We start from the raw sequence: 21,099 nt of genomic DNA on the forward strand, positions 1-21,099 counted from the left end.
TTATATAGTGCTTTAATCTCCGGATTGTCTCTCTGTGTTTGTTACAGCCCTGTCTATAGCTGTAATGACACAGGGAACCCTCCAGGAAAAATTCACGTTATCAAAACAGCGCAAAAAAGCACATCAGTTTTTCCATAATTCCGTCGCTTTTCGTGTAAATCCGGGTATTTTATCCCAGTCGTAGTACCCTTTTTGAGTAAAAAAATCTACATATTTGTACAGGTGCTTTTGTACAGCACCTTGTCGATAAATATTTATTGGCCTGGTTTTCAGTCGTTTGCATAAAATTTTCAGACGGGTCAGATTTTTGGTGCTGAGGTTGCATAAGCTTTTGTTCGATAAACCCGAAACATTATGCTTCACCAGAACCTTACACAGAAGCAACAGCTTAAGATTAATCCCCAGCAGCTACAAATGCTGGAGCTGTTTCATTTGACAACACTGCAACTGGAACAACGCATAATTCACGAGCTCGAAGAGAATCCCATCATAGAGGAAAAAACTGATAACGACGACACCGCCGCTACGACCAGTAAGGACGATGTTCAGGAGTATCAGGATTGGGACGAGTATGGTTATGACGATGTTCCGGACTACAAGACGGAGAACAAGCATTACTACCAGCAGGATGATATGCCGGACAAACCGATCATAGCACGACGTGATTTTCGCGAAGACCTCAAAGAACAGCTCTCGGCCATCAAGATGTCGGAAGCTGAGGCGACCTTTGCGCATTTCATTATCGATAACCTGAATGAGAAAGGTTTCCTGGAAACATCCCTCGACACGCTGGCGGATGATTACTCTCTGAAGACTATGAGCTGGATTGAGGCTGACGATGCCGATAAGATCCTGAAAAATATCCAACACCTGGAGCCCGCCGGTGTGGGTTCCCGGACACTGCAGGAATGTATGATGCTGCAACTGCGCCGCATGAACACGAAACGTCCCGACGTAAAGGCCGCTATTCGCATCCTGGAAGATTTTTATACGGACCTCAAAGGCCGCAACTTTGAGAAGATCGAAGAAGCATTGGGCATTGACGAGGAAGAGCTGCGTATGGTACTCGAGTTGATGGCCAATCTGAATTTGAATCCCATCGGTACAACCGAGGAAAAGACTAACGTCGAAAGCATTATTCCCGACTTTATCGTTACGCATCGTGACGATGGCGTGGAAGTATGCCTGGCCAACCAGCGTTCATCCAACCTGTTCATCAACAACCGTATGAAGTCGATGGTGAAGGATGCTGAGAAAGGTAAAGATCAACGTACCTTCCAATACTTGAAGAGCAAGCTCAACTCCGCCGAGTGGTTCGTCAACGCCATCCGGCAGCGGGAAGGCACGATGTTGAATGTGATTAATGCTATTGTGCAGTATCAGTACGACTACTTCCTGGAGGGCGACAAGTCGTTGCTCAGGCCGATGATCCTGAAGAACATTGCTGAACGCGTCGGGGTTGATATTTCAACGGTATCGCGCATCACCTGTAACAAGTATGTACAGACGCCGTTTGGCACCATCCTGCTGAAAGACATCTTTAGCGAAGGCATTGAAAACAAACAAGGTGCCATTGTCAGCAACAAGGTCATTCAAAAAGAAATTGAGGAAGTGATCAAGACCGAGGATAAAAAGACGCCGTACTCAGACCAGCAACTGGCGGCGGTGCTGGCGACCAAAGGATTTAACATCGCCCGGAGAACGGTAACGAAGTATCGTGAGCATCTCCAAATCCCGGTAGCACAGATGCGTGCTTTCTGGGCTTGATTTTTTCGTCTTGAAAAAGGTTACTAAAAGATATGGCAGAAAAAATTCTAATTATTGATGACGACAAGGACATGTGCCTTGTGCTAAAGCGCTTTTTATCGAAACATGGCTTTGAAGCCGTGGAAGCCAACAGCGGTAAGAAAGCGCTGGAGGTGCTGGAAAACACAAGTCCCGATCTGATCTTGTGTGACTTCAAGCTCGAAGATATGGATGGCACAACTATCCTGAAGAACATCAAAGAACGGCTTCCGGCCGTACCTGTGATCATCATTACCGGTTATAGCAACATTAAGACAGCCGTGGAAGTCATGCGGCTGGGCGCGATCGACTATGTCACCAAGCCCTTGCTGCCGGACGAGATTCTGCTGACCATCAAACGTGCGCTGGCCAACCCTTCAGGCCCCGTCGAGTCGATGCCTTCCAACGAGTCAGCATCGGCCTCCTCTTATACGCCTAAGTCTCAAACGCAGTATGCCAAGAAAAGTGATCGTCAGCAGTATATCTTCGGCAACAGCCCGGACTTTAAAAATATACTCAACCAAATTGACCTGGTAGGACCTACCAACTATAGCATCATCATTTATGGTGAGAGCGGTAGCGGTAAAGAAGCGATTGCACAGGAAATTCACAAGCGAAGCAAGCGCAGCGATAAACCTTTTATTGCCATAGACTGCGGTGCGCTTTCTAAAGAATTAGCCGGCAGTGAGCTGTTCGGTCACGAGAAAGGCTCTTTTACCGGCGCCCTGAACCAAAAGATCGGCAGCTTCGAGCTTGCTAACGGTGGCACGATCCTGTTGGACGAAATCGCCAACCTTCCGTATGATGTGCAGGTATCGCTACTGCGTGTAACGCAAGAGCGTAAAATGAAACGCGTCGGAGGCACAAAAGACATCGACCTCGATGTGCGTATCATCGTGGCGAGTAACGAAAAGCTCTGGGACGCTGCCCGTACCGGCCGCTTCCGCGAAGATTTATACCACCGTTTCAACGAATTCCAGATCAACGTACCGCCGCTGCGTGAACGCAAGAACGACATCATGACGTTTGCGATGCACTTCCTGACCATTACCAACCAGGAGCTCGGCAAGAACGTAAAAGGCTTCAGTGCCGAGGTAGAAAATATATTTAAGAACTACATATGGCACGGAAACCTGCGTGAGTTGAAGAACGTTGTGAAACGTGCAACACTGCTGAGTGACACCGATATTATTGAGACGCGTACCATTCCATTTGAGGTATCCAACTACAGCAAGCTTCAGTTCGACGGAAACGGCGGAGATGCAACCCCGATGGGCAGCAGCTCGTCACCTGCCGACCATGGACTGCCGTATCAGCCTACCCCTTCACGCCCTGTAATCAAAGAGTCCGGCTTGAAGGGCGCGGGCATTGACGCGGAGTATGAAATTATCCTCGAAGCCCTGAAGCGTGTAAATTTTAATAAAAGTAAGGCAGCCAAACTACTGAAAATCGATCGTAAGACGTTATACAATAAGATCAAGCAATATAAGGAGCTCAATAATATTGAGTTTCAGCAGGAGGTATAAGCGTGGAGGGCATAAATTATCTGAGCGAAATATTCGACATGGAAGAAGGCAAAGACTCTTTTGATGGGAGACTCGCTGATTTCTTTCCGGGGATAGTCTATGTCTACGACGTCGACCGCCGTTGCTTGAAGTATATAAACAAACGCGTCACAGATTTTCTGGGACTGCCGCTGGAAGATCTGAAAGACTGCTCACTCGATCAATTCATTTTTCCCGAAGACTTAGCGCAGGTACAACGCGAGCTGGAGAAATTCTACGATTTACAGGATAATGCGTCGCATGCCTACAATAGCCGCATGACACACCGTCAGGGTGGCTGGCGTTACTTCCGCACCCAGGGCTCGGTGCTCCGGCGTAAGGCGGATGGCACGGCGTCGTCGCTACTGTTCATAGCGCAGGATATTACTGATCAGTGGAAAGGGCAGGAGGAAGTGCAGGCGTTACGTGAGCTGCTCCACGAAACGGAGGCACTGTTACAATTCGGCAGCTGGAATTGGGATGCTGCTACAGATACCACACAGTGGACACAAGGTCTGTATCAGCTATTTGAATACCTTCCCGAAGAAGTTGCGAGCATTACCCGCGAGTTCTTTTTTAAGCATCTGTCGCCGGAAGATGCCGCTAGCTTCCAATATCACGTGAAAGAAGCTATCGATACACAAACAGGTTTTGAGTGTGAGTATGGCATTACGACACGCGCCGGCGTACAGAAATTTGTTTCGACCAAAGGCAAAGTGATTCTGGGAGAAAAGAACGAAGTCGTAAAGATGATCGGTATTACCCGTGACATTACACCCTTACGATATTTTGAGCGCGAACGTGAGCGCAGCATTCGCGAGCTAAACCGCTCTAACCGGGAACTGGAAGAATTCGCCTATGTGGCATCACATGACTTGCAGGAGCCGCTACGCAAGATATCGACGTTTAGTGAGCGATTGAAAGCGAAATTTATGACGCAGCTGGGCAGCGAAGGTTCGTTGTACGTAGAGCGTATTCTGGCGTCGACAGAAAACATGCGCATTCTCATCGACAACCTGCTCGAATTTTCGCGCATGGCCCGGAGTTCCTATGCATTTTCGCGTACAGATCTTAAGAAAACTATACAGTCTGTTACGACCGACCTGGAGCTGAAGATTGAAGAGACCGGTGCTCAGATCATGATCGGTCCGCTGCCGGAAGTGGAAGTGGTCGAGGCGGAAATGAAGCAGCTGTTTAACAATCTGCTTGGTAACGCCATCAAGTTCCGCAGCGAAGGAAAGCTGCCAGTCATCACGATCAGTAGCGACAAAGCTACGCGCCGCGACAAAGAAGACCAGCATTTGCCGGCGGACAAAGAATTTATCAAGATCACGATACAAGACAATGGTATCGGTTTTGAAGAAGAATATGCTGAAAAGATTTTTCAGATCTTCCAGCGGTTGCACGGCAAATCGGAATACCCAGGATCGGGCATCGGCCTGGCCATTTGTAAAAAAATCATGGACAACCACAACGGTGCGATCTATGCCGAAAGTACACCGGGCCACGGTGCCGCCTTTCATCTGCTCCTTCCCGAAAAACAATTCTGACCGTATATAGAGTACATGCAGCAGTCCAACGTTACACGAATTCTCATTGTAGACGACGATGAAGATGATTTCATCATAACCAGTGATTATATCCGCAGCATCGAGGGCGTGCGCTATGAAATCGATTGGTGTCCGACATATGCCCGGGCTGTGGAGCATATTCGTCAGCGTCAGTACCAATTATACCTGGTAGACTATCGCCTGGGCGCGAAAACGGGTCTGGACCTTTTGAAAGAGGCCGTTAAACTGAACTGTGAAGAACCTATCATTCTCCTGACAGGGAAAGGCAACAAAGCAGTCGATAATGAGGCGATGGTGATCGGAGCCATGGACTATCTCATCAAGTCAGAGCTGAACACCGAGAAGCTTGAACGCAGCATTCGCTACTCGCTCGAACGTGCGGGGGCGTTGAAAGCATTGCGTTCGAACGAACGCAAATACCGCATCATTTTTGAGCGTTCTAAAGACGCCGTCTTTATTGCCGATGAAGGCCTGCGTTTTCGAGACATGAACAGTGCCACGTCGGAGTTGTTGGGCTATGCACAGGGAGACCTTTTAAACCTGTCGTTATACGACCTGATCCTGGAGGGCAAAGACAAGGTATATGACGGTTTGTCGCGTTCGAAGGAAATTGACGATGTCGAGATTACCCTGGCCGACCGGCAGGGTGAAAAAAAATACTGTATCATTTCGGCTTCGCTGGAAACCGGCAACGACGACAGTCCATACGTGCAAGGCATCATTCACGATATTACCAACTTGAAGAAAGCCGAGAAAGCTACGCTCCAGGCCGAAAAGCTGGCCGCGACAGGTCGATTGGTCCGCACATTGGCACACGAGGTGCGCAACCCGCTGAACAATATTCAGATGTCGGTCGAACAGTTGATCCCCGGTAACCAAAGTGACGACGACACTCCTTTCTTAGAGATCATTCACCGTAACTCTAAACGCATTAACGACCTCATCACCGAGCTGCTGGATTCGTCGAGGCCGACGGAGATGATCTTCAAACGCGTCATTCTACAGACGGTGCTGGACGAAAGTATCAGTGCGGCGCTGGATCGCATTACACTGCAGCGCATCAGCATGAAGGTAAGCTATCCGGATGTACCGTGCTATATTCAGGCCGACGCCGACAAACTGAAGGTCGCGTTCCTCAACATTATTATAAACGCGGTAGAAGCGATGCGCGACCGGCCGGGCGAGCTAAGCATTAAGGTGACACCGTCGGCGTCGCAATACGCGGTCGAGATTGCAGACAACGGATGTGGTATACCGCAAGAGAGTATCTCCAAACTTTTCGAGCCCTACTTCACGTCTAAACGCAACGGCATGGGCCTTGGCCTGGCGGCGACGCTGAATATTCTACAGACGCACAAAGCGCACATCGACGTACGTTCCAAAGAGAATGTAGGCACTACCTTTGTGATCGCTTTCCCGGTGCAATGATCAAATAAAAGCTACCATTTTGCTGAGCGTGCTTTCCCAATAGTGGGCCTCCTCAGGCACAACACGGATCAGGCATAATTTAGGATCATCCAACCCTAATGGGAACCATTCGGTAAGGGGCGGCACCCACAGCTCGTGTTCTTTTGCTTTGTCGCGTACGATGGTGCACGTACCGTTGATGTGTATATAGATATTTTTTGACGGCCGTGCATAGATAAGCGCGACAGCCGCGTGCTCACTGGCGTCTTGCACTTTGTCGGAGAGCTCATTGGTAAAAAACCAGACGCGCCCGTCGCGGTCGACGTCCAGGGTCATCATCGGGCGGCTGGTGGTTTTACCGCCGCTGTCGGTCGTCATAAGCATGCATACTTCAACATCGTTGAGCAATTCCTTAAATTTTTGGATCGCGGGCGGATACGCAGGTGCGGTTTTCATGGCGTTGGTGATACAAGGGTGGAGAATGCAGAGTGGGTGTGGCAAATAGGGTATTCTTATTCGCTTTCGCTCTCACACTCACTCTGTTTTATCAGCGTCCCCGCGGTTGACGGCTTTTCGTTGCTCATCTTCGTTTACCCGTACATTGTCGGGGGTGCTATTTTGTACGGTAGGTTGCCGTGCGTGTTCAGCTTCCTCCTGCAGGCGTTCCTCTTGAGCCGTGGTTTTCTTTTTACGGCCAGGTTTAGCGGGTTTTTCTGTTGTTCCAGGTTTTCGGGAAGCGGGAGAGGCCGGAGTGGTATGTTGCGTTTTCATGATGTTTCATTTAAGTGAACAACTAAAAAACGAATGCCAACACGAGAGCTTTTTCGAAGATACCGGTTTTTTTTCAAAATACAGTGCAGGCGCGATATTGTATGCTTTCGCAAGTGAATCCGTATATTTGGTTAATTTATTCACTTTATGAGTAAGGCATTTATCCTGGTGGCTGAAGACGATGCCGACGACCGTTATCTCATGCAGACTGCGTTCCGCGAAAAAGGTTATTCAGACAGGATTGAATTTGTGGAAAACGGCGTAGAGCTGCTCCGTTTTCTGGAAATGGCAGAAAACACCCACGGCGGGCCGGAATTCCCGGGATTTATCCTACTCGACCTGAACATGCCAAAAAAAGACGGCCGTGAAGTACTGCGCGACCTGAAGCAGCATCCCGTATTTAAGCGTATCCCGGTCGTTGTATTCACCACGACAAAGAATGACTCCGAAATAAAGCGCTGTTATGAATTGGGTGCGAACAGCTATGTTGTAAAGCCCACCAGCTTTGAATCGCTATTAAGCGTTGTCGAAAATATTCGCAATTACTGGTTCCAGGTTGCGTCTACTCCATAGCGGCTACACCATTCGGTTTTGCTTTCTTTTTAAAAAGCCTGCCCAGGAAAGGCGCCAGGTTGTTATAGATGACGTGCGACGATACATTTTTCAACATCGGTGGCAGGAACAGTCGTGTGAGTAAATTCCCCGACAGAAATTTCTTTACAATCAGATCGATGGCCAGTGATGAGCCCGTCGTAACGAGCGCTTCGTTGCGGGTTTCCCGGTTGGTAAACTTGCCAATGACGCGAACCAGGCCCAGCACCGGTTTAAACTCTTCTTTGATCTCGAGCATGTCTTCGCGAATTTGTTCTTTTTGCACCTTCAGCTGTGACCGTAGGCGCTCTTGTTCAGCAAGCAGGTCATTATACGAGCGTATTGTGCTATTCATAGATTTTTTGAATGATAAAATCGCGTATAAAAGGTGCAATGTATTTCTTCCGGAAAATGAAGATAACGCCGATGAAGAGCAAGTATATACCGGCCATGATAAAAAAGCCGCCAATCATGTTGTCGATCGCTTTGCCGATCCACCAGCTAAATCCAAAGCCGGAAAACAACAGGACAAACAATACCAGGAAGCCGATAAAGATGGCGGTGATGCTTACTGAGGCAATTCCTGCGGTTTTTTCGGTAGCGTTGAGAACGGTTAATTTATAATAGGTTTCCAGGTAATCACTTACATGGTCCGTCAGGTTTTCAGCCTTGTTTTTAAGCTCGTCCATGATACAGTTAGGTTTGGCGGTGGTTGACAAAAGGCATCGGAAGCACCCGTATTGACCGGCTGCTTCCGGCACCGTGTACACGTGCTCGACTTACGGAGCCATGTACGCTGTTTTTGTTAGGTTAGCGATTCCTTTACGCGGCTGTAACGGGCTGCAGCGTCGTGGCCCAGACCTCGCGCTTCTTTCAGGATCGTATCTTTTGCGTCGCTTGCCTGCTCGCGGCCGGAAATGATCGCTTTGGTCAGATCCTCCGCGAAGTCGGAAGCGGCTTTGGAGATTCTCTTGCGCATGTCGTTACCACTGTTGGGAGCAACCAACATACCGATCACAGCACCGGCAGCTGCCGCGCCCAGGATCCCGAGGATTATTTTACTACTCTTATTCATACCCTTATTTGGTTTGATTTGCAAGAAATAGGTAAAAAATTGTTCCCCTCACGAAAGCATATGCACAAGGCCCGTCAGCTGGGTATGAATATCTACAGCAGCCAAAATGGGGTTTTACGGGATTCTTTTACGCATCTTTTGTATAGATTTTGTATCATTGGACTGAGTTGATGAAGCGTATACTAATTATCGATGATGAAGAAGACCTATGTGTGCTGATGCGCGCATACCTTCAGCCCCTGCAGTTCGATGTACACCTGGCATTTACCCTACGGGATGGGTTGCAAAAAGCCCGGGAGTTGTCTCCGGATATATTGTTCCTGGACAATAACCTGCCCGACGGCCTGGGCTGGGACACCGTAGGCCAATTGCGTACGCTTTTACCACAAAGTAAGATCAACCTGATGAGTGCCTTTACACATTTGCCCCAGGAGCTTGAAAATATACCGTTGGTAAGATTTCTGGAAAAACCGATCAGCCTCAGCACGCTGAAGAGCTTCCTCTGATCTATTCTTTGTTGCGCTTTTTGCCACGCGCTTTGTCGTTTTCAATGTTGAACGACGACTTAATGCCGGAAAAGAGCGATTTCCACCAAAAATTAAAGATGGCCTTTTTACGGTCGCGGTAGAACAGCACGGTCCCCGTTTTCTTCTCTCCCGTAAAGAGTTTACCCGCGTCGTCCTGAATGAAAGTATTCAGCGCAAAGCTCAGGAACTCATTCTTGAGCGTACCGTCTTTGTCTTTATCGCGATCTTTCTTGCGATCCTTCTTTTTGGGTTTGCGCAGGCCGGCAACTTTCAGGTCATGATAGCTTAAGTCGACGGAGCCATCGGAGCGGATGTCGTTGAACCGGAATTGGAACGCCAACCGGGTCATCACGCCGCTTTCAATCTTAATCTTGGCCTGAGGCTGTAATATATCATTCAGGCTGGGCAACGGAAACGCTAGCAGGGTGCCTTTGAGGAAAGCGGGTTTCTTTGTACGCGAAAAGGTGCACTGTATAGCCAGCTTCCCCTTGCCCATAAAGTTGGCCGCGGCAATTAGTACCGGGGCCTCGGCCGTGCTGTCTTGTGTAATATGCGTGAGCGTGGCATTCAACTCGTCAAAGAAGACGGTGCCACTGGAGTCGGCTTTTTCGCCCACCTCTTCGTATGAAATAAAGCTCTTCACCAAATGCAAGGTATCGATGCGCAGGTAAAACGGTATACGCTTTATTGCGTCGATCGGCAAGGGTGTATACGTCTTATTGGGAAAAGGGTAATGTTTATTGCGATAAATACGTAATGTGGTGCTCGTCTCCAGGCGGTCAGCGGTGAAAAATGTAGAGTCTCCCATACCCACTTGAAAATTGCGCAGGCTGAGATAAGGAATGAGACCTTCAAAACGATCCACCTCTTGCCCCATGCGGCGGGCAAAGGCACGTTTGGAGTATCGCGGCTTAATCGTGATGGTGTCGGCCTCTAATTGTTGTAAGGTTTTGTTGATCGTCAGTTGGTGGATGCCAAAAGTATACAGGGCTGTGACGATCCGGGTGGAATCAAGACGGATGCCGCCGACGTCGAAGGCCTGTGGTAAACGCTTATCAAAGGTGAACGCCGCTGCGGCGAAGTGCAATGAAACAGATAACGTATCGTGTTGCACGGTATCGGTTTGTACCAGGGTGAGACCAGGGATGTGCAGCGAATCTATTTCCAATACGAAGGACGATGTCTTTTGTTTTTTTGCTGTCGCCTCGTCCACTTTTGCGCTGTCTTCTGCAGCAGGCTTTGTTAGCAGTAGCATAGGGTGGTCGATGTGGGCGCGAGCGATATGGAGGCGCTTGCGGAACAGTAATGGTAAAAGCTTGATGGAAGAAATTTCAATGCGGGAAGATCGCAGGCGCAGGTGTTGTGCAGGCACACTCAGTTCGAACGAGTCGACGACCACGTTCATGCCTGCGAGGTCGATGTGTAACGAATCGTAATGAATGTCGATACCTTGCTGCTTCAGGTCGGCTACGGCTATGCGGGCTTTTTGTTGTAAAAAGGCAGGCAGGCGGGTGTAGCCCACAAATGCCAACACTCCCAATACAAGGACGCCGGCGGCGAAGATTAACAGAATTTTTTTGCGTTTCATGATATCACCCCGGCGGGGCTTTCAGAAAAAAAATCCCTGAAGGAGTATAGCTCCTCCAGGGATCCAGAGATAGCGGATGGTATCGCTACGAATTGCCAAGCTGATTTTTTTCAGCAAGCTTCTTCATTTTTTTGTTTGCGAAGATTGCTACTTCTACCCGACGATTTTGGTTGCGGCCCGCATCGCTGGCGTTGTCGGCAACCGGTTGGCTTTCGCCATAACCCACTGTCGACAGCCGTGTATTTTTTACAGCCTGCGCAGTCAAATACGAAGCTACAGCCTTTGCACGCTGCTCTGACAGTGTTTGGTTTAGTTCGTCGCCGCCCGTGTTATCGGTGTGACCCTCGATGAGAATCTCAGTATCTTCGTACTTGTTCAGCGTGGCGGCCAGCTCGCGCAGGTTTTGCTGCGTGGTATTGTTAAGCTGTGACGAGTTCAGTGCGAAGAGTAATCCTGAATTGAAGGTGATCTTGATCCCTTCTCCTACGCGTTCTACTTGTGCCCCTTCGAGGTCGCGCTTAATTTCTTCTGCTTGTTTATCCATCTGACGGCCGATCAACGCGCCGGCCGCACCGCCTACCGTCGCACCGATGATGGCGCCGACGGCTGTGTTACCCGACTGGTGGCCGATTACGCCCCCGATAGCACCTCCGGCACCGGCGCCGATGGCACCACCCTTCATGGTATTATTTGCCTGGCAGCCGCCAAGCAAACCTGCTGTGATGGCCGCTGTGGCCAACAGCAAGGTCGATCTTGAAATCAATTGCTGTACGGTTTTCATATCTTCATTAGTTTAGTTTATTTACTCGCTGCCCGCCAACGTTAAAACTTCGGCGGGCAGGCGATAGATTGTCACGCTCGTCGAATCACGCCCAGTAACAGCGAGACGATAGCCAATACGATAAGAACATGGATCAAGCCTGTAGCGCTATAATAGAATACGCCCAGCAGCCAGCCGATAATCAAGATGACCGCAATTAAATACAATAGTGATCTCATATAGGGGTTTGTTAGTTGTTATTAATATGGTTTCGGAGTATGGAATAAAAAAGCTTGCCATTGCAACACACGCAGGTGGTGCTCTATACACAATGCTTATTATACGCACCTGTAGGGGTCTGGGAAATAACGTTCGGTTATCGCTATTGGGTATTTTTTTGCACAGCGACCCGACGCATGGGCGATTGCGAGCGGGGTACAAGTTTTACACTGTACTGGCGAGAGCATAGTACTTTACCGCATGAAAATCAGAAATTTCTTAATACGCATAGCTGATATATACCGATTTGTTGCCCGTGCGGTGCGTGAAACCATCCTTCCACCCTATGAATGGAAGGAAACGTTGCACCAATGTTTTGTCGTGGGCAACCGGTCCCTGTTCCTCATCGCCTTTACGTCCTTTTTAGCGGGTGTCGTATTTACGCGGCAATCGCGACCGTCACTTGCGTCGTTCGGTGCCGAGTCGTGGCTACCCTCGCTGGTATCACAAGCGGTAATACGTTCATTGGGGCCGTTGATCACAGGGCTGATCTGCGCAGGCAAGCTAGGCTCTAATATTGGTGCCGAGTTGGGCAGCATGCGTGTATCCGAGCAGATCGACGCCATGGAAGTGTCGGGCACGCGGCCGTTTTCGTACTTAGTAGTAAGCCGCGTTACGGCGACGACACTGATGCTACCGTTACTGGTAGTGTTCGCAGATGCCATGGCATTGCTGGGGTCTTATCTGACCGTGAACACGATCAACAGCACTGGCTTTATGCTATATTTTAACGACGTGTCCGTATCCGTCACGTATGTTGATATATTTTCATCGATCATCAAGGCCGGGTTCTTTGGCTTTGCCATCGGCATTGTAGGATGCTACGCCGGTTACCATGCTGAACGTGGCACGACAGGGGTTGGGCGCGCCGCCAATACCGCTGTCGTGGCATCGATGATCCTGATCTTTATCGTAGACTTGTTAAGCCTGCAATTCATTAATCTCTTCCGCCGATGATCACGCCTTTGCAAAATAACCGGCATACCTCTGCCGCCGGAACACAGCAAGCTGACGACGCCGTAGTCGCCAGTGTACGCAACTTACAAAAGTCTTTCGGCGATGTAATCGTGTTGCGTGATGTAAACCTGGACCTCTACGCTGGCGAGAACCTGGTCATCCTTGGACGTTCGGGTACTGGCAAATCGGTCCTGATCAAATGTATGGTGGGTTTAATTAAACCCGACGCTGGCTCGATCAACATTCTTGGCTACGATGTATTGAAACTAAATCAGGACGAACTAAACGAAATGCGCCTGCAAGTGGGATTTTCGTTTCAGGGTAGCGCCCTTTACGACTCCATGACGGTGCGCCAAAACCTGGAATTCCCGCTTCAACGCAATCTGGGCATTTTTGATCAGACAGAATTAAATGAGCGAGTGGTGAATGCGTTGGAGGATGTGGGGTTGGAATCGGCCATTGATAAAATGCCGTCGGAGCTTTCGGGCGGTATGAAAAAGCGCGTAGGCATTGCCCGCACGTTGATTCTGAACCCCAAGATCATGCTGTACGATGAACCTACGGCCGGGCTGGATCCGATCACCTCGATCGAGATCAACGATCTGATTGTAAAGGTGCGCGACAAATATAAAACAGCCTCCATCATCATTACGCACGATATCAGTAGTGCCCGCCATACAGCGGACCGCGTCATTGCGTTGGTGGGAGGATATAATAAACAGGAAGGAACATTTGATGAGATCAAGCAAACTACGGATCCGGAACTCCAGCCCTTCTTTAACTATTGACAGTATTATCTGAAAACATTAAGTCTATACGATTATGAAAACAGCGGAAGTAAAACAGGACATAAAGCTCGGCATCTTTGTCGTAAGCGGAGTGCTGCTATTTGTCCTGGCGGCGTTCTTTATTGGTAGTGAGAACAATTTGTTCAGCCGCACCTTTACGGTGATGGCCGTTTTTAAAAACGTGGAGGGTCTCAAGCGCGGCGACAATGTGTGGTTGTCCGGTGTAAAAATCGGCACCGTACGGGATGTAACGATCGCCGCCGAAGGCAAAGTATTGGTGACCATGTTGCTGAAGGAAAAACAGAATGAATTTATCCGGCGTGATGCTACAGCGTCGGTCGGCTCAGATGGACTGGTTGGTAACAAGATCGTGGTGATACGCCCGGGCGTTGCGCCCCAAAATATTGCTGATAACGACACGATCAATTCATTGTCGCCAACAGACACGCAAGACCTCATCAACATCGCGAAAGATGTAGGAGAAAATACACGTTCACTGACGTTCAATTTGAAGGAAGTCGCACGCCGGGTGAGTGACGGGCAAGGCATCGTAGGGGACCTGATTACTGACAAGGGCTCGTTCTCACACGATCTGCGTGAGACCGCCACCAACCTGCGGCAAGTTGGCGCGAATATGAGCAAAGCATCGGCACAGTTGAATGACCTGGTGTATGAAATGAAAAACGGCCAGGGGGTAATTCACAAGCTGGTGTCGGACACGACGATGGCAGCCGTATTTGACGACGCGTTAGCAAATGTCCAGAAGGTGTCGGCTAATTCGGCGAAGATCGCCAGCGAACTGGAAGAAGTAGTATCAAAAGTAAATAACAACGACAACGCCTTGGGTAAGCTGCTGGCCGATACAACCTTTGCAAACCGCATGGAAAAAACGATGGTCAATGCGCAGAGCGCCTCGGCAAAGCTGGATGAGAATATGGAAGCGATGCAGCACAACTTTCTGTTGCGAGGATATTTCCGCAAAAAAGAGAAGCGCGAACGCAAGGCGGCCGAAGCTGGGGATAAATAGAGTCAGTGCGGACAAATATGCCGCACGCGTAGATGTTCATCTACAGCGCCAGCGTCTACTGGCAAGGCATAACGGGTATACGATTTTTTACCGTTGCCTACAGCAACCCATTAAAATTCAGGATATCATGGAAAAGACAACATCAAAATCAAAGAAGACCGCGTCAAAAGACGACGCGTCCTTATTAGAGAATTTCTTTGTAGAAGAGCTCAAAGACATCTATTGGGCTGAAAAACATCTGACGAAGGCTCTGCCGAAAATGCAGAAAGCCGCTACATCAGAAAGTCTTGCAACCGCATTTGCTGACCACCTGGTGGCAACCCAGGAACACATCTCACGCCTCGAGAGAGTATTTGAAATGCTGGACAAAAAGCCGCAGGCTAAAAAGTGCGACGCGATGGAAGGCATTCTCAAAGAGGGCGAGAGCATTATCTCAGAAACCGAAGCAGGATCGGCTACGCGCGATGTGGGCCTGATTCTGGCTGCGCAGAAAGCCGAGCACTACGAAATTGCTACCTATGGCGGTTTGGCCCAATTGGCCAAGACCATGGGCCGTGAAGACATCAAGAATTTGTTAGGCCAGACACTGGACGAAGAAAAAGAGTGCGATGAGCTGCTCACTTCGCTGGCCGAAGAGGATATCAACGAAACAGCTGACCAGGAGTAAGGTTACAGCTTCCTGTCAGCTTTATAGGTCAGGGCATAGCCCTGACTTTTTTTCGATATACTGCTATGGATATACCTGCTGTATCACTAACACACCGCGAGTTCCTTCGCATAGACCGCAATTACGCACAAGCGGCGAAGGCGGCATCATTAAAATATATAACGGACACGTCACGTGGCATTACACGCCTGCGTAAAGGGAAAGGCTTTGCCTATATGCTGGAGCGAAAAGCAATACGTGATAAAGATGAAATTCTGCGCATTCGCAAGCTGGCCATTCCGCCCGCGTGGACCGATGTATGGATCTGTGTTGACCCCATGGGGCATATACAAGCCACGGGCTTTGACTTGCGTAAGCGCAAACAATATCGCTACCATCCGTTATGGTCGGCCTTGCGTAATGAAACCAAATTTCATCGGTTATATGAATTTGGTAAAGCATTGCCGGCGCTACGATTACAATTAGAGAAAGATTTGAGCCGGCAGGAGCTTCATGAAGAAAAAGTACTGGCTGCCGTGATTGCGCTCATGGAACGTACCTATATCCGCATTGGTAATGATGGATATGAAAAACTTTACGGCTCGTACGGATTGACCACATTAAAAGACAAGCACGTCTCCATTGAGGGCAGTAACCTTCAGTTCTCCTTTAAAGGCAAGAAAGGCATCTTTCACAATGTGTCACTGCGTAACAAGCGGTTGGCGTGTATTGTAAAGGAGTGCCGGGAGATTCCGGGCAAGGAGTTATTTCAATACTATGACCGCGCCGGCGTGCGCCACCCGATCGATTCGGGCATGGTCAATGGCTATATCCAGCATGTTACAGGATTTGAATTTACGGCGAAGGACTTTCGTACGTGGGCCGGATCGCTGCACTTTTTGCGCGAGATAAAGACGATGGGTGAGGTGGAGCGGGCGGCCGAAGTGAAGCGTAATATACTCCGTGCGCTTGACGCGGTAAGTAAGAAGCTGGGGAATACGCGAACGGTGTGTCGTAAGTATTATGTACACCCGTCGTTGGTTCGCCTCTACGAAGAGAACAACCTGCAACGTTACTTCAAGGAGCTGGACGCGATCGAAGTAAACGACGGACAGGCTGATCTCACCGCAGAGGAAAAAGTATTGATGAAAATTCTAAAGGCCATGCACTAGGGCGGTGCTTATTTCTTCCGGCCGACCAGGTATCCTTTGGTACCGAAATACAAGATATACAGATAGCAAGGCAGCATAATCCAGTAAGCCGATTGCGCATTGTGCAGTTTATCCGACAGCGAGCCGTAGATCAGCGGAAGAATAGCACCACCGGCAATGGCCATGACCAGCAGACCCGAGGCTTGCTTCGTAAATTTACCGAGGCCGTCCAGTGCCAATGGCCATACAGCGGGCCAGATAAGCGAGTTGGACAGACCGAGCAGCGCGATGAAGAGCACCGACGTAGCACCGGAAGTCAGCACGGCCAATACCGTAAAGATGGCTCCTGAGATAGCACAGATCTTCATGGCGAGCTCTTGTGAGAGTATCCGGGGAATGGTAAAGATACCGGTGATATATCCCACCAGCATAAAGGCCAGCGTAGCTTGCGAGAAGTAGCGGGCCGTAGACATCTCAATATTTAAGTATTTACCATAGCTGATGATGGTATCGGCGGCCATTACCTCCACACCTACATAGACGAACAGTGCCAGTGCACCGAGAAACAGGTGCGGGAACTGGAAGATGCTGGTTTTGCCGGGGACGGATGCGTCATTGCTTTCCTCGGAATCTTCTTCGTTGATCTCCGGTAATGACGACAGGATAACGGCGACAGCCAGGACCACGAGGACTGCTGTGATAATAATATAAGGAACGATTACGCGTGAAGCGAGCTCTGCCAGTTGCGCTTCTTTCGCCGCAGCATCCATGACCTTCAGGGCGGCCGTCAATTGATCTGCGTCTTTCAGCGCAATATAACCGAAGACAATACCCGCCAGGATACCGGCTACTTTGTTACATACCCCCATAATGCTGATACGCTGCGCGGCACTTTCGATCGGGCCGAGAATGGTAACGTACGGGTTAGATGCCGTTTGCAACAAGGCAAGGCCAGTACCAATAATAAAGAGGCCGGTCAGGAACAGGTTGTAGTTACGGGATTGTGCTGCCGGTATAAAGATCGCGGCACCCACGGCCATCACAAGCAAGCCAAGTGCCATCCCCTTTTTATACCCGGTAAGGTTCAATACATACGAAGAAGGTATACCCATCACACCGTAGGCAATAAAGAAAGCAGTGGTTACAAGATAAGCCTGGAAGTCACTCTCCAGCTGACAGGCTATTTTCAGGTACGGTATCAGCGTACCGTTGACCCAGGTAACAAAGCCGAAAATGAAGAAGAGTGTTCCGATGATGATCATCGGCACCAGGTAGCCTTTCCTTTCGTTGGTCATACAGGTGGTGTTTTTTAGGTTTTAGGTTAGGTAAATAGGTTATTATTGTTCGTGTGTTCTATGCACACATGTCTTAAAACTTCTATTTTTGGGGCCTTATTACTTTTTAAAGCGCGAGGCCTTGAGTATTATTTTTTTGAATTTATCAGGAGGAAATTTTGTAAAACTTCCCATAAGCCCGTCAAAATCCTCCTAAAATCAAAATGTTCGCGCAAACACTTCGTTTTATCGATCTGAAATAAACTAAAACCCCATGGACACACCAAATCGCACGCAAAAAAAAGTCACCCTTTTAGTTATGGCCGCCGGCATGGGAAGCCGTTACGGAGGCATTAAACAGATCGATGGTTTTGGTCCCAGCGGCGAGACCATCATGGATTATTCCCTTTTTGACGCAGTGCGTGCGGGTTTTACAAAGGTCGTCTTTATTGTGCGTGATGAAATCCTTGAGACGGTAAAAGAAAAATTCCTGCCAAGGCTGCAAGGCAAAGTAGAGGTTGAATTTGTCGTGCAGTCCATTGATAAGCTGATCCCTTCCTCCTATAACATCACCGAGCGCACCAAGCCCTGGGGTACAGGCCATGCGTTGCTGTGCGCCAAAGACGTCATTCAAGAGCCGTTTGTGGCCATCAATGCCGACGACTTTTACGGCAAAGATGCATTCGCGTCGGTAGCAAATTATTTCAAGAACGATACGACGGGTGCTCACGCCATGGTTGGCTTTACGTTGAGCAACGTGCTGTCGGAACATGGCAGCGTATCGCGCGGTGTAGGCGAGCAGGATGCCGAAGGTTATTTGCAATCCGTCGTTGAGCGCACGACCATCGTACAGGAGAATGGCAAAGTCATTTCGAAAGAAGCTGCCGGCGACCGTGTGCTGGATCCATCGGCGCCCACGTCGATGAACTTCTGGGGGTTCCATCCTTCCGTGTTTGCACTGGCCTCGTCGATGTTCGACGACTTCCTGAAAGAAAATAATCAGAACCTTAAGTCGGAGTTTTATATACCCCTGATCGTAAACGAGCTGATCCACCGCGGCCAGGGCAAGGTGAAAGTGCTGGGCGGCGGCAACATATGGTTTGGCGTTACCTATAAAGAAGACAAAGAAGAAGTGTCATCTAAAATCCGGGCGTTGATCGAGAAGGGCGAATACCCTTCAAAGCTCTGGTAAGAATTATAAGAAGTCGTTGGAGTTCGGGCGGGCTTTCAGGTCATTGACAAACCGCCTGAACTGCTCTTCCTTATCTTTTTCACAAACGATCACCACGTTGCCGAATTCCCCGACGAGGTAGCCGTTCAATCCCTGTACAACGATAAGCTTATCCGGCGAGCCCTTGACAATGCAGTTGCGGGAGTCGTATAGCTGTGCGTTGGCGCTGATCACGTTGTTATTCTCGTCTTTGGGAGAAATGTCGTGTATGGATCCCCACGAGCCCAGGTCGCTCCAGGTAAAGTTGCCCAGGCACACATACACGTTAGTGGCTTTTTCCATGACACCGTAGTCGATGGAGATGCTCTTGCATTGCGAGTAGGCGCTGAGAATGGCTTCCTTCTCGCCGGGCGTATCGAGGCGGGGCTTTACGCCCTCATCAAACACTTCTGACATTTCGGGCAGGTGTTCGTGAAAAGCTTTTAAGATGGCCTGTACACCCCAGATAAAGATGCCGGAGTTCCACACGAAGTCACCACTCTCGATGAACTTCTTGGCGAGCGATAGCTCAGGCTTTTCAGTAAAGGTCTTCACCTTTTTTGCAAAAGCCTTTTCGGTGTGGTATTGAATATAGCCATAGCCCGTCTCGGGACGGGTGGGAGTGATGCCAAGGGTAATGAGCTTGTCCTGCGCGCGGCCCTGATCAGCGGCCTTGCGAATCACGTCCTGGAACTCCTGTTCTTTCAGGATGAGGTGGTCGGACGGTGTCACGACGATCACGCCTTCACTATTCCGTTTTGCGATCTTATAGCTGGCGTATGCGATGCAGCAGGCGGTGTTCTTCCGCATGGGCTCGGCCAGAATCTGGTCTTCATGCAGGGTTGGCAGCTGTTGGCGTACGAGACCGGCGTGCTCTTCATGCGTGACGACAAATATGTTCTCCTGGGGGCAGATCGGAAGGAAACGCTCAAACGTGGATTGGAGTAAGGTTTTTCCTGTACCGAGAACGTCTAAGAATTGCTTGGGTTTAGAATTACGGCTATATGGCCAAAAGCGCACGCCCACGCCACCGGCCATGAGGACAACATACAGATTTTGATTCATTTAAGTGTTTTGTCGATAAGACGTTTTACAAAAGACGTTTAATGCAGAATTTTATAAAAGACTTTTCTGTTTTTTTAAACGATTCCTTCCTTTAGCAGGTCGTGCAGGTGAATAAAGCCGGCTACTTTGGTGCCTTCCAGCACAACTAATTGGGTGATATTGTTGGCCTGCATCTCATGTAAGGCTTTGACTGCAAATTCATCTTTTTCGATCCTTTTGGGATTGGGGCTCATAATACTGGCAGCTTTAAGGTGAGCGAGTTGGGTGAGGTCGCTGCTCTTCTCGAGCATGCGTCGCAAGTCGCCGTCGGTAATGATACCCAGGAGGTTACGATCGCTGTCAACGACAGCCGTACAACCTAACCTTTTCGATGAGATTTCCATGATAACATCCTTCAACGGCGATTCAGGGCTTACCAGCGGTAGCTGGTTATTGATATAGATGTCGGAGACCTTTAGGTATAATTGTTTGCCCAGGGAGCCACCAGGATGGAACTCGGCAAAGTCTTTGCTACTAAAATTGCGAAGCTCGAGCAAGCATACTGCCAGGGCATCGCCTATAGCCATATGGGCCGTGGTACTGGTGGTCGGTGCAAGGTTGTTGGGGCACGCTTCCTCCGCAATCGTTGCATTGAGTATAAAATCGGCCTGCTGTGCTAAATATGAATTTGTATTGCTCACAAGGGCAACAAGCTTGGAGCCTCTACGTTTCAATAACGGAATTAGTACTTTGACTTCCGGGGTGTTACCACTTTTGGAAATACAAATGACAATGTCCTGTTTTTGGATCATGCCCAGATCGCCATGTATAGCATCGGCAGCGTGCATAAACAGCGCCGGGGTTCCGGTAGAGTTCAACGTGGCAACAATTTTATTGGCAATGATGGCACTTTTGCCAACGCCTGTAATGACAACTCGCCCGCTTGCAGAATAAATTTCGTTCACGCAGGCTTCGAAGCTATCGTCAATAAAATTGGTGAGATTCTGAATTGCTAAGGATTCGTTTATTAATACCTCCTGTGCAATTTTTTTGATATTTTTTCCTAAATTCAATGCCTTTTCAAAATTATCTTTGTCTGTTGAC

At 49.1% G+C, this 21,099-nt stretch carries 23 protein-coding genes; 12 read left to right on the plus strand and 11 right to left on the minus strand.

Annotation, left to right across the window (positions count from 1 at the left end):
• Positions 1-354 precede the first annotated feature (354 nt).
• Genes rpoN through K7P01_RS15145 form a run of 4 tightly spaced genes read left to right on the plus strand, consistent with a single transcriptional unit; the run spans position 355 to position 6,328 of the window.
• The gene (gene rpoN / locus K7P01_RS15130; protein ID WP_267294410.1) at positions 355-1,767 is read left to right on the plus strand and encodes an RNA polymerase factor sigma-54; all 1,413 of its coding nucleotides are present in this window, start codon (positions 355-357) and stop codon (positions 1,765-1,767) included.
• 32 nt (positions 1,768-1,799) lie between these two features.
• Positions 1,800-3,311: a sigma-54-dependent transcriptional regulator gene (locus K7P01_RS15135; protein WP_267294412.1), complete on the plus strand. Its 1,512-nt coding sequence runs from the start codon at positions 1,800-1,802 to the stop codon at positions 3,309-3,311.
• Between the two features lie 38 nt (positions 3,312-3,349).
• Entirely contained in the window at positions 3,350-4,879 is a 1,530-nt protein-coding gene (locus tag K7P01_RS15140) for an ATP-binding protein (RefSeq protein ID WP_267294414.1), read from the plus strand.
• Between the two features lie 15 nt (positions 4,880-4,894).
• Complete coding sequence (locus tag K7P01_RS15145; RefSeq protein ID WP_267294416.1) at positions 4,895-6,328, plus strand: hybrid sensor histidine kinase/response regulator; 1,434 nt, start codon at positions 4,895-4,897, stop codon at positions 6,326-6,328.
• On the opposite strand, the gene K7P01_RS15150 is transcribed toward K7P01_RS15145, so the two are convergent.
• Both K7P01_RS15150 and K7P01_RS15155 read right to left on the minus strand, forming a co-directional pair.
• Positions 6,329-6,763, minus strand: a complete 435-nt coding sequence (locus tag K7P01_RS15150; protein WP_267294418.1) for a pyridoxamine 5'-phosphate oxidase family protein — start codon at positions 6,761-6,763, stop codon at positions 6,329-6,331.
• A gap of 78 nt (positions 6,764-6,841) precedes the next feature.
• On the minus strand, positions 6,842-7,078 hold the full coding sequence (locus tag K7P01_RS15155; RefSeq protein ID WP_267294420.1) for a hypothetical protein: 237 nt from the start codon (positions 7,076-7,078) through the stop codon (positions 6,842-6,844).
• Positions 7,079-7,225: 147 nt separating this feature from the next.
• On the opposite strand from K7P01_RS15155, the gene K7P01_RS15160 reads away from it, so the two are divergent.
• Positions 7,226-7,651: a response regulator gene (locus K7P01_RS15160; protein WP_267294422.1), complete on the plus strand. Its 426-nt coding sequence runs from the start codon at positions 7,226-7,228 to the stop codon at positions 7,649-7,651.
• On the opposite strand, the gene K7P01_RS15165 is transcribed toward K7P01_RS15160, so the two are convergent.
• The 3 genes from K7P01_RS15165 to K7P01_RS15175 form a co-directional block, all read right to left on the minus strand.
• Positions 7,641-8,024 carry a hypothetical protein gene (locus K7P01_RS15165; RefSeq protein WP_267294424.1) on the minus strand — a complete coding sequence of 128 codons (384 nt, stop codon included), beginning with the start codon at positions 8,022-8,024 and terminating at the stop codon, positions 7,641-7,643. The genes K7P01_RS15160 and K7P01_RS15165 overlap by 11 nt on opposite strands.
• Entirely contained in the window at positions 8,017-8,358 is a 342-nt protein-coding gene (locus K7P01_RS15170) for a hypothetical protein (RefSeq protein ID WP_267294426.1), read from the minus strand. The genes K7P01_RS15165 and K7P01_RS15170 overlap by 8 nt, the downstream gene beginning before the upstream one ends.
• A gap of 116 nt (positions 8,359-8,474) precedes the next feature.
• Entirely contained in the window at positions 8,475-8,744 is a 270-nt protein-coding gene (locus K7P01_RS15175; RefSeq protein ID WP_267294428.1) for a YtxH domain-containing protein, read from the minus strand.
• A gap of 170 nt (positions 8,745-8,914) precedes the next feature.
• Between K7P01_RS15175 and K7P01_RS15180 the strand changes: the two genes are divergently transcribed.
• Positions 8,915-9,250: a response regulator gene (locus tag K7P01_RS15180; RefSeq protein WP_267294430.1), complete on the plus strand. Its 336-nt coding sequence runs from the start codon at positions 8,915-8,917 to the stop codon at positions 9,248-9,250.
• A gap of 1 nt (position 9,251) precedes the next feature.
• Here K7P01_RS15180 and K7P01_RS15185 read toward each other — a convergent pair whose 3' ends face one another.
• The 3 genes from K7P01_RS15185 to K7P01_RS15195 all read right to left on the minus strand — a co-directional run bounded on the left by K7P01_RS15185 (position 9,252) and on the right by K7P01_RS15195 (position 11,858).
• Positions 9,252-10,859, minus strand: coding sequence for a DUF748 domain-containing protein (locus K7P01_RS15185; protein WP_267294432.1), 1,608 nt, complete (start codon positions 10,857-10,859; stop codon positions 9,252-9,254).
• Between the two features lie 85 nt (positions 10,860-10,944).
• On the minus strand, positions 10,945-11,640 hold the full coding sequence (locus K7P01_RS15190) for an OmpA family protein (protein ID WP_267294434.1): 696 nt from the start codon (positions 11,638-11,640) through the stop codon (positions 10,945-10,947).
• Between the two features lie 71 nt (positions 11,641-11,711).
• Complete coding sequence (locus K7P01_RS15195; protein ID WP_254087854.1) at positions 11,712-11,858, minus strand: lmo0937 family membrane protein; 147 nt, start codon at positions 11,856-11,858, stop codon at positions 11,712-11,714.
• A 241-nt stretch (positions 11,859-12,099) separates the two neighbouring features.
• Between K7P01_RS15195 and K7P01_RS15200 the strand changes: the two genes are divergently transcribed.
• From K7P01_RS15200 to K7P01_RS15220, 5 genes are all read left to right on the plus strand, one after another.
• Positions 12,100-12,855, plus strand: a complete 756-nt coding sequence (locus tag K7P01_RS15200; protein WP_267294439.1) for an MlaE family ABC transporter permease — start codon at positions 12,100-12,102, stop codon at positions 12,853-12,855.
• Positions 12,852-13,643, plus strand: coding sequence for an ABC transporter ATP-binding protein (locus tag K7P01_RS15205; RefSeq protein ID WP_267294441.1), 792 nt, complete (start codon positions 12,852-12,854; stop codon positions 13,641-13,643). The genes K7P01_RS15200 and K7P01_RS15205 overlap by 4 nt, the downstream gene beginning before the upstream one ends.
• Positions 13,644-13,677: 34 nt before the next feature.
• Positions 13,678-14,670, plus strand: coding sequence for an MlaD family protein (locus K7P01_RS15210; protein ID WP_267294443.1), 993 nt, complete (start codon positions 13,678-13,680; stop codon positions 14,668-14,670).
• A gap of 127 nt (positions 14,671-14,797) precedes the next feature.
• The gene (locus K7P01_RS15215; protein WP_267294445.1) at positions 14,798-15,337 is read left to right on the plus strand and encodes a YciE/YciF ferroxidase family protein; all 540 of its coding nucleotides are present in this window, start codon (positions 14,798-14,800) and stop codon (positions 15,335-15,337) included.
• Between the two features lie 65 nt (positions 15,338-15,402).
• Positions 15,403-16,488 (plus strand): DNA topoisomerase IB, encoded by a 1,086-nt coding sequence (locus tag K7P01_RS15220; RefSeq protein ID WP_267294447.1) that lies wholly within the window; start codon positions 15,403-15,405, stop codon positions 16,486-16,488.
• Positions 16,489-16,496: 8 nt separating this feature from the next.
• Here the strand turns inward: K7P01_RS15220 and K7P01_RS15225 are convergent, their stop codons facing one another.
• On the minus strand, positions 16,497-17,762 hold the full coding sequence (locus tag K7P01_RS15225) for a sugar MFS transporter (protein ID WP_267294449.1): 1,266 nt from the start codon (positions 17,760-17,762) through the stop codon (positions 16,497-16,499).
• 253 nt (positions 17,763-18,015) lie between these two features.
• Between K7P01_RS15225 and K7P01_RS15230 the strand changes: the two genes are divergently transcribed.
• Complete coding sequence (locus K7P01_RS15230) at positions 18,016-18,933, plus strand: nucleotidyltransferase family protein (protein WP_267294451.1); 918 nt, start codon at positions 18,016-18,018, stop codon at positions 18,931-18,933.
• A gap of 3 nt (positions 18,934-18,936) precedes the next feature.
• Here the strand turns inward: K7P01_RS15230 and K7P01_RS15235 are convergent, their stop codons facing one another.
• A complete protein-coding gene (locus K7P01_RS15235; protein ID WP_267294453.1) occupies positions 18,937-20,016 on the minus strand; it encodes a mannose-1-phosphate guanylyltransferase in 1,080 nt (359 codons plus the stop codon).
• 74 nt (positions 20,017-20,090) lie between these two features.
• Positions 20,091-21,068 carry a KpsF/GutQ family sugar-phosphate isomerase gene (locus K7P01_RS15240; protein WP_267295347.1) on the minus strand — a complete coding sequence of 326 codons (978 nt, stop codon included), beginning with the start codon at positions 21,066-21,068 and terminating at the stop codon, positions 20,091-20,093.
• Between the last annotated feature and the right edge of the window lie 31 nt (positions 21,069-21,099).

Origin of the sequence: Parachryseolinea silvisoli, assembly GCF_021190955.1 — a bacterium.
GTDB lineage: Bacteria > Bacteroidota > Bacteroidia > Cytophagales > Cyclobacteriaceae > Ohtaekwangia > Ohtaekwangia silvisoli.